Annotated in this window: 8 protein-coding genes and 1 tRNA gene; 4 read left to right on the top strand and 5 right to left on the bottom strand. The window is 69.2% G+C overall.

Annotated features, from left to right (window positions below):
* The first annotated feature begins 930 nt into the window (after positions 1 to 930).
* Both G6R25_RS30165 and G6R25_RS06230 read left to right on the top strand, forming a co-directional pair.
* On the top strand, positions 931 to 1,623 hold the full coding sequence (locus G6R25_RS30165; protein ID WP_419469317.1) for a trypco2 family protein: 693 nt from the start codon (positions 931 to 933) through the stop codon (positions 1,621 to 1,623).
* Between the two features lie 609 nt (positions 1,624 to 2,232).
* Positions 2,233 to 3,714, top strand: a complete 1,482-nt coding sequence (locus tag G6R25_RS06230) for a tetratricopeptide repeat protein (RefSeq protein ID WP_163552213.1) — start codon at positions 2,233 to 2,235, stop codon at positions 3,712 to 3,714.
* A gap of 530 nt (positions 3,715 to 4,244) precedes the next feature.
* Here the strand turns inward: G6R25_RS06230 and G6R25_RS06225 are convergent.
* The 3 genes from G6R25_RS06225 to G6R25_RS06215 form a co-directional block, all read right to left on the bottom strand.
* The gene (locus G6R25_RS06225; RefSeq protein WP_136447290.1) at positions 4,245 to 4,523 is read right to left on the bottom strand and encodes a ribbon-helix-helix protein, CopG family; all 279 of its coding nucleotides are present in this window, start codon (positions 4,521 to 4,523) and stop codon (positions 4,245 to 4,247) included.
* Between the two features lie 638 nt (positions 4,524 to 5,161).
* Positions 5,162 to 5,233 (bottom strand) — tRNA-Val (locus G6R25_RS06220).
* A 182-nt stretch (positions 5,234 to 5,415) separates the two neighbouring features.
* Positions 5,416 to 5,874, bottom strand: a complete 459-nt coding sequence (locus G6R25_RS06215; protein ID WP_163552212.1) for a peroxiredoxin — start codon at positions 5,872 to 5,874, stop codon at positions 5,416 to 5,418.
* A 482-nt stretch (positions 5,875 to 6,356) separates the two neighbouring features.
* On the opposite strand from G6R25_RS06215, the gene G6R25_RS06210 reads away from it, so the two are divergent.
* Positions 6,357 to 6,998: a DUF4234 domain-containing protein gene (locus G6R25_RS06210; protein ID WP_235947584.1), complete on the top strand. Its 642-nt coding sequence runs from the start codon at positions 6,357 to 6,359 to the stop codon at positions 6,996 to 6,998.
* A 100-nt stretch (positions 6,999 to 7,098) separates the two neighbouring features.
* On the opposite strand, the gene G6R25_RS06205 is transcribed toward G6R25_RS06210, so the two are convergent.
* Together G6R25_RS06205 and G6R25_RS06200 are read right to left on the bottom strand one after the other, a co-directional pair.
* Complete coding sequence (locus G6R25_RS06205; protein ID WP_136447287.1) at positions 7,099 to 7,536, bottom strand: DUF3052 domain-containing protein; 438 nt, start codon at positions 7,534 to 7,536, stop codon at positions 7,099 to 7,101.
* Positions 7,537 to 7,774: 238 nt separating this feature from the next.
* Complete coding sequence (locus tag G6R25_RS06200) at positions 7,775 to 8,179, bottom strand: YjbQ family protein (RefSeq protein ID WP_163552210.1); 405 nt, start codon at positions 8,177 to 8,179, stop codon at positions 7,775 to 7,777.
* 388 nt (positions 8,180 to 8,567) lie between these two features.
* Between G6R25_RS06200 and aceE the strand changes: the two genes are divergently transcribed.
* Positions 8,568 to 11,345 carry a pyruvate dehydrogenase (acetyl-transferring), homodimeric type gene (gene aceE / locus G6R25_RS06195; RefSeq protein WP_163552209.1) on the top strand — a complete coding sequence of 926 codons (2,778 nt, stop codon included), beginning with the start codon at positions 8,568 to 8,570 and terminating at the stop codon, positions 11,343 to 11,345.
* The last annotated feature ends 139 nt before the right edge of the window (positions 11,346 to 11,484 follow it).

Below are 11,484 nucleotides of genomic sequence, written 5' to 3'. Positions count from 1 at the left end.
GAGCCGGGAGCGGGGGTGTGCGTGGGAACGGTGCCACCTGGGTCCTTCTGTAGGGATAAATCGGACGCCGAACCCACCAGAGCGACCACATGGGCGCTCTCCCACGCATCCACCCCGAACACCCCACCACCGCCGTCACACTCCGCGGCCATCGCCATGATCGCGGCCACGTGACACGGTCATGCAGATTCCGCGGAACCGGAACCGGGCGGAATCCACTCCAGCCCGACCCGGTGAATGAAAGATCAGTGAGCCAGGCGCGGAGGGCCTGGCGGATCACCTCGCTGGCGTTCGTGTGATCGGCCGCCGCCCGCCCCGGCGCCGCAGGAGCTCAACGTCATAGCCGGCCTCGGCTTCCTCAACGAGCCGATTCACGAGTTCATCGGTCACCGGGACCCCTCCCGACATCGGGGTAGGCGCTGTCTGCTCTGACATGTCGACCCTGCTTGTCACGGCAGGAGACGCCGGTACCTCGGACGCACGCGCATCGCGTAGATGATCATTTTAGCGCCATCGTCAAGGAGCCGAACGACGATCTCCAGAAGAGTGCCCGCCCGATCCGGCCCCAGCCGGAGCTCCCACGATGGATCACCTTCGTCGAGCATGTAGGCCATCAGGCACCCCCGTAGCGGCATGGATGACATCCACGTCGGCACACCATGCTTTCGAGCCGTACAGCCGAGCTCGCGGCGGCGGCGATCCACCCCTCGCGAGCATCCCGGTTGCCGCCGTGGGGGGTTCGGGGGGGCTGATAGCCCCGCGTGCATGTAGGTCGATGACCTGGTCTTTCGTGTGATCGGCCCATGCCTGGGGGTTGAGCGGTCGCGGGTCGAAGGTCGGGTGGCGGGTAAGGTGGGGGTTTCCGACTGGTTTCTGGCACGTTCCGGTTACTGTGGGCACCATCCGGTAGGTGCTGCCGATCGGGGGATCATGGTGCTGGACAAGCCGTGGGTGGGGTTGGCGGACGCGATCGCCGCGGTGCGGGCGGAGTTGACCGCGGCGATGGCCGCCGGGGCCGGTGCCCCGGTCCGGTTCACGGTCGAGCCGGTGGAGCTGGACCTGAACGTGGAGGTCCGCACGGGTGGTAAGGCGGAGGGCGGGGTGCGGATCGGGGTGGTGTCGATCGGCGCGTCCGGTGAACGCTCCTCGACCTCCACCCGCCGGCTCACCGTCCGCTTGCAACCGGTCGATCCGGCGACGGGCCGCTCGCCGCTGATCGCCGACGACGAGTATCCCGACCACCGTCATGGGATCGGGGACGGGTGCGGCGGGTCCGGTGCCACCGGACCAGGTCGTGGAGATCCGCACTGTCCGGGCCGATGGGCGGACGCGGGTGGGGTCGGATCTGCTGATCACCGGCCGGCTGGTCCTGACCGCCGCCCATGTCGTGTTCCCCGAAGGGCCGGTGCCGTCTTCGGGGGTGGGGTTGACGGTCGGGGTGGGCGAGACCGGCCGGACGGGCACGTCGGGTCGGGTGGTGTGGCCGGACCGCTGGGACCGAGCCGACGACACCGCACCCGACGCGGCACTGATCCGCATCGACGATCCGCAGTGGGCACCGCCGCGGGTGGACCGGTTGCGCTGGGGGGTGCTGACCGGCCGTGCCGGTGGCATCGCCGGTGAAGCGGTCGGGTTCCCCCGGGTGCTGCGCGGCGACGATGGAGCCCGGGAGTCGAACCATCTTGCCGGGCAGGTGAACCCGCTGGGTGGGCTGGTCACCGGCCGCTACGACATCAACATCAAAGACCATCCGCCGTTGGCACCCGTCGGGGATGACGAACCCTTGCCGTGGTCGGGCATGTCCGGGGCGGTGCTGTATGCCTGCGCGGACCCCGCCGGTCCGGGGCCGGTGTGGCTGGCGTCCGCGGTGATCGTGGTTGATACCCCCGGGTTCGGCGAGGGCCGGCTGACCGCCGTGCCGGTGCGACGGCTGCTAGCCGATCCGGTGTTCCGGAATCTGATCGCGGTCGACGGCAGGCCGGTGAGCTGGGAGTCTGTCGAACTCGCCGGCCTCCTCACCCCACCCACGATCACCATCCCCCACACACCGGCGCAGTTGCTCCGCGCGGACGCGGAGATCGTCGACCTACACGGCCGGGAACCCCTGCTCGCCGAATTCGTCGACTGGTGCACCGGTGAGGCGGATAGTGCGGTGCGGCTGCTGGTCGGTCCGGGTGGGCAGGGCAAGACCCGGTTCGCCCGCGCCCTGACCGCCCGCCTGCGCGAGGCAGGATGGCTCGCCGGGTTTCGCCCCGCCCGGATGGTGCTGGGCTGGTCGGGCGGCTGGCCGGGCAGACCCGGCCGGTGCTGCTGGTCGTGGACTACGCCGAAACCCACACCGCCCTCACCAGCACCCTCCTCACCACGTTGGAAGAACGCGCCACCCGCACCCCGATACGGCTGCTGCTGGTCGCCCGGGGTGGTGGGGACTGGTGGGAGGAACTCACCGGCCGTCATCCCCTCGCCGAGAACGGGCAGACCGTCACCCTGCCACCGGTCGAGGACAGCGGACCCGACCGGACCGCCCTGTTCACCGACGCGGCCAGCACGTTCGCCCGCCGGCTGGCCGATCTCGATCCCGCGGTCGACTGGGCCGATCGCTTCCGGAAGGTGCAGACCGGAATACCCGACCTGTCTGATCCTGGGTTCGGTCTGGTCCTGGCCGTGCACATGGCCGCCCTGACCGCCCTGCTCGACCAACCCACCAGCGGCGACGGTGGATCACCCGAGCAGGTCGCGGACCGGCTCCTCCAGCACGAAAAGCGGTACTGGACCGACACCGCCCGCACCCGGGGCATCGACAGGTCCGCCGGCAGCCTGGAACAGGCCATCGCCGCCGCCACCCTCTGCGGCGCCACCAACCCCGACGAAGCCGCCGCGGCCCTTGCCCGCCTGCCCGCCTTAACCGGCACCGACGGCACCACCCACGACCTACGCAACCGGACAGCACACTGGCTCGCCGGGCTCTACCCACCTGCACCCGACCAGACCGGACAGTTCTGGGGCGGGATCAGCCCCGACCGGCTCGCCGAACACTTCCTCGCCCGCCACCTCACCGGCAACCCCGACCTCACCGAACACCTGCTGGCCGGCGCATCGACAGGCCAGACCTACCAGGCGTTGACCGTGCTGAACCGGGCCACACCCACACACCCCGACCTCGATCCGCTCCTACCCGCCCTGCTCGCTACCGACCCGGCCACGCGCGCCCCGATCGCGCTGCGCGTGGCGATCGAAGCCGCCGACCACCGGCCCGCGGCGGACGCCCTCACCACCGTCACACCCCACCTCGACCGGCCCACCCTCACCAGCATGATCGACAGCCTGCCGGAATACAGCCTGCGACTACTCGACCTCGCCGCCACCCTCCAACACGCCCACACCCTCCGCATCCGCGACCACATACCCCCCCACCCGCCACGCCGATGGCCCCTGCCCCGACGCCGACACACTCCCGTCGACACCACACATCTCGCCGACCTCGCCGCCTCCCTGAACAACCAGTCGGTCCGGCTGGGCGGTCTGGGGCGGCGGGAGGAGACCCTAACCGCCATCAACGACGCCGTCACCATCCACCGCCGGCTGGCCGCCGACCGGCCCGACGCCTTCCTCCCCGACCTCATCCGGTCGCTGAACAATCTGGCGGATCTACTTCGTGCGATAGGCCGACACGCCGAAGCACAGACCATCGACGACGAACGAAACGCCCTCTAGCACCCAAGGGATAACCGAACGGGTACCACGACCCCACATGCCATCCACCACAACCCAGCAAGATCAAAATCGGCTGACGGGGACAACCATGCAGGTCAGCACATGGTGTATGAGCGACATTTGACCGGGCTCGGCCCCCCAACAGACATCGCGGCCCCGGCGCAGCCGATCAAAGATCGGCAAGCAGGCGGAGCCAGCGCGTGGGCGCGGCAGGGATCGAACCTGCGACCACTCGCTTGTAAGGCGTCCCGGGGCCACCAACGTGCTTGACCTGCAAAGACGCAGGTCGCCGCCGACTGCAGGTCGAAAAGTTGAGCGCTGACTAAAAAATCTTGATCCACCCGCGCGTCTCGGGCGTGTCACCGCAACGGCCACCTGGACCAGACCGGCGCCAAGACCCGGTCACCGACGACGCACCGCAGGGTCCAACCGCTGATCGTCGATGATCGAGTAGTCGCCTTCCGGCAGACGGACGGCCGCCACGGCCCGTCGACTCCCGGGATGCGCCCTGTCGATGGGACTTCGTGCCCTCAGGCGACGTCGAGCCAGGCACGGAGGGCTTGGCGGATCACCTCGCTGGCGTTCGTATGATCGGCAGCCGCACGAGTCGCCAGGGCCGCACGCAGCTCCGGATCCAGCCGCACCGGCACGACCTCCCCCGGCGCCGACCCGATCGACCGCCGCCCACCCCGGCGCCTCAGGACCTCAACGTCATAGCCGGCCTCGGCTTCCCCTGCAAGCCTCGCCACGAGTTCGTCGGTCACCGGGACCCCACCCGATATAGGCGTACGCGCTGTCTCGTCTGTCATCTCGCCCCTCCTCGTCACGGCAGGAGACTCCGGTACTTCGGACGCATCCGCATCGCGTGGATGATCAGTTCAGTGCCATCGTCAAGGAGCAGGACGGCGATCTCCAGAAGGTTGCCAGCCAAATCCGGACCCAGCCGGAGCTCCCGCGGCGGGTCATCGTCGTCGAGCGTGTAGGCGACCAGATACCCCGTAGCGGTATGGGTGATGTCCGCATCGGCACACCGTGCTTACGAGCCGAGCGGTGGATCTCCACACTCTCTATCGTAATACGAAACCTTGACCTGCAGTCGGATCGGCACGGAATGCATCGCGCTCGAGGAGCTGGCACATCGAGCCGCACCAGCGTGCCCGCCAAGCGAACAGAGCGGGTTCGACGATGAACCCGGTCGCCGGCCACGACCTCCTGGGACGCACCGACGATGCCGACTTGTGCCGGCCCGCCTCGACGACCACCTGGGCAGCATCTGACCTGCCACTCCCCCACGATGGCCACAGGCGCGTTGCTACACCGCCGGCGATTCACACCTTTTGAGCGCCCCGGTTGCCGCGTGGGGGGCATGGGGGGCTCGGCCCCCCAACAGACATAACGGCTGGTGGCGAAGCTGATCAAAGATCAGCGAGCATAGAAGGGGAGCGCGTGGGCGCGGCAGGGATCGAACCTGCGACCACTCGCTTGTAAGGCGAGCGCTCTCCCGCTGAGCTACGCGCCCGGGAGACCTGGGAAACGAGGCTGACTAAGTCTACGCATACCGCGACGCCCCGTGGAACGATCGGGCGCCTGGATCAGCGAAGGTGACCGCCGGTCTGGCACCGACGCTTCAGGGTGCCACCGACAGCGGGAGCCGGCCCCACGACTACCCAGGTACGCCAGGCCGGCTCCCGTACGTCGATCTTAGATGGCGGCGAGGGCCTTGAGGTACTCGGCCTGGTCCCGCGCGTCGGGAATGTTGTTGACGACCTTCCAGCGCACGACACCCTCCTTGTCGATCACGAAGGTGCCGCGCACGGCGATGCCTCGCTCGGCGTTGAAGATGCCGTAGGCCTCCGCGACCGCGCCGTGCGGCCAGAAGTCGGCGAGCAGCGGGAACTCATAGCCCTGCTGCTCGGCCCACACCTTGTGGGCGAACGGCGAGTCGACGGAGACCGCCAGCACCTGGACGTTGTCGTTCTGGAACGAGCCGAGGTCGTCCCGGACCGAGCACAGCTCACCCTGGCAGACACCGGTGAAGGTCAGCGGGTAGAACAGCAGGACGACGTTCCGCTTGCCGCGGAACTCCGACAGGGTGATGGTCTCGTTGTTCTGGTCCTTCAGCGAGAAGTCCGGGGCGACGGAGCCAACCTCGACGGTCACAGGCGCTTCCTCTCCACAACAATGGGGCTGATCACAGTGGCGGAGCACCGATCAGGACGATGCACGGGCCGACTCCGCCAGAACCGCCGGGCCTCGCATGATCGCGACAGCGGGCGGGGGTCGGAACGGGCCGGGCGACGGCACCCACCGGTTCGGGCGCCCCCGCCGGTCGATCCGCCGGCCCTGAGCCAGCATGCCAGTTGCGGCGCCGTGGAAACCGGCCGACCACCCGCGGATAGCCCACACGGACGCCCCGGAGCCGTCCGGCCGCTACCCGGTACGAAGGATCATCCGGATTCGATCCCGACGGAAGGTATCTTTCACGCTCCCCGGGCGCTGATGCGGCGAGTGCTCGAGTTTCCTACGTCAGACTGGCCTAGTCTGGCCGATCGGCACGGGAGCCATCGACCGGACATGCGCGTAACACGGTGCGTGCTCCGCGTGCGCCACAGGTTATGGACACCGATGAGGGCAGGACCACCTTGACCAATCAGAGTGCGACCCCGCACGGTTACCCCGAATCGCACGGCTACCCCGACCAGCAAAGCCATCACCCGGCGCAGGAACCTCACCCGATCGACGGGCCGGGCACCTCGACCGGCGGCTTCCCGATCTATGCCTTCCGGGAATCGCTGCCTGGCCCCGAGCCCGAGCAAGGCTACCCCGCGCCCCCCGACTACGGCTCCCCCGGCCCGAACGGGGCGCCCGGCGCGCCCGACTCCGCCGCCGGGGCGGGGGTACTCGGCAAGCACCGCAATCCCTTCGCCGTCTGGCTGGGCCTGCCCCTGATCACCCTTGGGGTCTACTACTTCGTGTGGGTTTACAAGACGAACCGGGAGCTCGCCGAGTACGACCGGCGTATACGGGTCAACCCGGCCCTGTCCCTGCTGGCGTTCCTCGTCGGCTGGCTGATCATCGTGCCGCCCTTCGTCGCCGCGTGGCGGCTGGGCACCCGCACGCGCGCTGCCCAGCACGCCGCCGGCGTGCCGGAGACGAACCCGGTGCTCGCGTTCGTACTGTTCCTGATCGGCTTCGGACCGCTGTTCCTCCAGCTTGAGCTCAACCGGCTCTGGGACCGCTACCCCGGCGCCGTCGAGGGCCAGCAGGTGCCGTTGTATCGATGAGCCCACGCCGCGGGGGCCGGCCGAGCTCCGACCCCACCCGGACGCGGGCATGACTCGACGGCGCCCGGCCCACCCGCCGCCGGACGCCCTCGCGCCGGCCTCAGCGGTGCCGAACGCGCTGCGACTTCGGCGCGGCCAGCCGCTGGCCGGACCACTCCTGCGCGACGCTCAACGTGCTGGTCTGGACCAGACCCGCGGTGGGCACCGCGTCCAGCACATCGCTCGGCGCGACATGACCGTCCCGTCCGGCCTTGGGCGTGAGCAGCCAGATCACACCCTCGTCGGACAGCTGGCGACGCGCATCGATGAGCGCATTGGCCAGATCCCCGTCGTCCTCCCGCCACCACAGCAGGATGACGTCGACGACGTCGTCGGAGTCCTCGGGGACTAGCTCGGTGCCGCTGGCGCTGGTCACCGCGTCCAGCAGATCCTGGGCGATGTCATCGTCCTCGTTGAGCGACTGCACCTGGGTCCCGGCGGAGACTCCCAGTCGCTCCGCCCGGCGCTGACCCTCGGCGTTCGCCGCGGTCGGACTCACCTGCGCTACCTCCTGCTCGTGTGTCGCTCCGCGCGTGCCGCGGAGACGTCCCGTTCCAACGTGGACGCACCAGCGCGATGGGGGCATCACCCGGTGCGTCTTGACCTAGTCCACCGGACCTCCCGGTAGCTGCGCAAGTGCCACGCCGTCGGTTGTGGACCGATGACGGCGTGGTGGACGTGCGACGACTCCCCGCCGGTACCCGCATCGGGCCTCGATCACGCCGCCAGAATCTTGATCATCCCGCCAGGAACGACAGTCGGACCGTCCGATCAGGGTTGTCCACATTGAGATCAACCAAGGCGATCGACTGCCAGGTGCCGAGCGCGAGCCGCCCGTCGAGCACCGGGACGGTGAGCGTCGGCGGGATGAACGCCGGCATGACGTGGGATCGGCCGTGGCCGGGCGAGCCGTGCGCGTGGCGCCACCGTTTGTCGGCGGGCAGCAGCTCGGCCAGGGCCGCGAGCAGGTCCGGGCCACTGCCGGAGCCCAGCTCGAGGATGGCCAGCCCGGCGGTGGCATGCGGCACGAACACCGACAGCAGGCCATCACCGGAACCAGTGACGAACTGCACCGCGTCAGGAGTGAGGTCGACCACACGCTCCAGGCGGCCGGTGCGCACGGACAGCATCGTCGTCTTCATCCGGGTGTCCATCAGGATGATTGTCTACCAGGCGGGGGTACTGCACCGGCTACGCCGCGGACGACAAGTCGACAACGCCGCGCGTATCGCCCGATTCTCTACTCGAAAGTAACCAAGGCGTGCGTGACGAGGTCGCGCGGACGGAGCACGATGGACAGAGGCGTGCTCGCTCGTCGGGTTCCCGCCCTCGGCCGATGGGAGTCGGCCGATCACCCGCAGCGGCGCACCGAAGGAGAAGTTGACGAGCGGCCAGGACGCGGCAACGCATCGACCATGCGGGTTCCCGCATCCGCGTGCACGCGAAGTGACACATGGGCCGGCGGACGCGCGAGGAGGACCTTCTCGTGCGGCCACGGCGGCCCCGGAAGCTTGAGGAGCAGGAGAAGGCGTGGCGCAGGACACAACCCGGAAGTTCTCGGTCATCACCGACGGGCTGCCGAGTCAGCTGCCAGACATCGACCCCTCTGAGACCAGCGAGTGGCTGGAGTCACTCGACTCGGTCATCGAGGAGTCCGGCCGCGGCCGGGCCCGCTTCCTCATGCTGAAGCTTCTCGAACGAGCTCGCGAGAAGGCGGTCGGGGTTCCCGGTCTCACCAGCACGGACTACATCAACACGATTCCGCCGGAACGCGAGCCCTGGTTCCCCGGCGACGAACATGTCGAACGCCGAATCCGGGCCTACATTCGGTGGAATGCGGCGATCATGGTCAGCCGCGCGAACCGGCCCGAGTACAACGTCGGCGGTCACATCGCCACCTACGCGTCGAGCGCGAGCCTGTACGAGGTCGGATTCAACCATTTCTTCCGCGGCAAGGACCATCTCAGCTCCTCGCCGGGAAGCGACTCGGGTGACCAGATCTTCTTCCAGGGGCACGCCTCGCCGGGCATCTACGCCCGCGCGTTCCTGGAGGGCCGGCTGACGGAGAAGCAGCTCGACGCCTTCCGCCGCGAGAGCGAGTCGGGCGGGCTGTCGTCCTACCCGCACCCGCGGCTCATGTCCGACTTCTGGGAGTTCCCCACCGTGTCGATGGGCCTCGGCCCGATCGACGCGATCTACCAGGCCCGGTTCAACCGGTATCTGCTCAACCGCCAGATCAAGGACACCTCGAACAGCCGGGTGTGGGCGTTCCTCGGCGACGGCGAGATGGACGAGCCGGAGTCGATCGGGGCGCTCGGCGTCGCCGCCCGCGAGGAGCTCGACAACCTGATCTTCGTGGTGAACTGCAACCTGCAGCGTCTCGACGGCCCGGTCCGCGGCAACGGCAAGATCATGCAGGAGCTGGAGTCGCTGTTCCGCGGCGCCGGCTGGAATGTGATCAAGGTCGTCTGGGGTCGCGACTGGGACCCGCTGCTAGCCAAGGACACCGACGGCGTTCTCGTCCACCGGATGAACACCACCCCGGATGGGCAGTTCCAGACCTACACGACGTCGTCGGGCGAGTACATCCGCGAGCACTTCTTCGGCGCGGACGCCCGGCTGCGCCGGATGGTCGCCGACCTCGCCGACGACGACCTGCGCAAGCTCTCCCGCGGCGGCCACGACTACCGCAAGCTCTACGCGGCCTACAAGGCGGCCACCGAGCACACCGGTCAGCCCACGGTCATCCTCGCCCACACCATCAAGGGCTGGACGCTGGGCAAGGACTTCGAGGCCCGCAACGCCACCCACCAGATGAAGAAGCTGACCAAGGCGGAGCTCAAGGAGTTCCGCGACCGGCTGTACCTGGAGATCCCGGACTCGGCGCTGACCGGCGACCTGCCGCCCTACTACCACCCGGGGCCGGACTCCGAGGAGATCCAGTACATGCGGGAGCGCCGGGCCTCGCTCGGCGGGTCGATACCGCGCCGGGTCGTGCGCGCCAAGCCGCTCACCCAGCCGCCCGCGAAGATCTTCGACGAGCTGCGCAAGGGCTCGGGCAAGCAGCCCGTCGCCACCACGATGGCCTTCGTCCGGCTGCTCAAGGACCTCATGAAGACCAAGGAGATGGGCGCGCGCTTCGTGCCGGTCATCCCCGACGAGGCCCGCACCTTCGGCATGGACGCGATGTTCCCGACGGCGAAGATCTACTCGCCGCACGGGCAGCGTTACGAGGCCGTCGACCGCGAGCTGCTGCTGTCCTACCAGGAGTCCGAGTCCGGCCAGATGCTGCACGAGGGCATCAGCGAGGCCGGTTCGATGGGCTCGGTGATCGCCGCCGCGACCTCGTACTCCACCCACGCGCAGTACATGATCCCGGTCTACGTCTTCTACTCGATGTTCGGGTTCCAGCGCACCGGTGACCAGATGTGGGCGCTCGGTGACCAGCTCGGCCGCGGCTTCCTGCTCGGCGCCACCGCCGGGCGGACCACGCTCAACGGCGAGGGCCTGCAGCACCAGGACGGCCACTCGCTGCTGCTGGCCTCGACCAACCCGGCCTGCGTCGCCTACGACCCGGCGTTTGCGTTCGAGGTCTCCCACATCGTCCGCGACGCCCTGGACCGGATGTACGGCGAGCGCAACGAGAACGTCTTTTACTACCTCACCGTCTACAACGAGCCCGTACCTCAGCCGGCCGAGCCGGCCGGCCTCGACCCGGCACAGATCATCGCCGGCATGTACCGGTTCCGGCCGGCCGAGGAGCTCGTCGGCGACCTGCCGGCCGCGGGCGCGGAGGGCGGCTCGGGACCGCGGGCGCAGATCCTGTCCAGCGGCACGTCCATCCACTGGGCGCTCACCGCGCAGGAGATCCTCGCCGCCGACTTCGGCGTCGCCGCCGATGTGTGGTCGGTGACCTCGTGGAACGAGCTGCGCAGGGAGGCCCTCGACTGCGACCGGGCCAACCTGCTCAACCCCGAGGCCGACGACGCCGTTCCGTACGTGACCCGCATCCTCGACGGCGCCCCCGGCCCCGTCGTGGCGGTCTCCGACTGGATGCGCGCGGTGCCCGACCAGATCTCCCGCTGGGTGCCGCAGGCATTCACCTCGCTCGGCACCGACGGCTACGGCCGCTCCGACACCCGGCTGGCCCTGCGCCGGCACTTCAAGGTCGACGCCGAGTCGGTCGTCGTCGCCACCCTGGAGTCCCTGGTCCGGGCTGGTGAGGTCAAGGCCAGCCTGGTCGAGGACGCGATCCGCCGCTTCGGCCTGCGCGACGACGACGCCGTGCAGGGCACCGACGCCGGCTGACCAGAGGCGCCGGTCGACCAGAGGCGCCGGCTGGCCTATGCGAGGCCGGTGGGCCCACGGCGGGCCCGGGACGAACGACCTACCCAGGTCGCTCGTCCCGGGCCCGATGGATTTTCCGGAGCGTGTCACCGCCGCCGCC

Origin of the sequence: Candidatus Frankia alpina (assembly GCF_902806485.1) — a bacterium.
Taxonomy (GTDB): domain Bacteria; phylum Actinomycetota; class Actinomycetes; order Frankiales; family Frankiaceae; genus Frankia; species Frankia alpina.
This window is presented reverse-complemented; position numbering and strand designations above follow the sequence as displayed.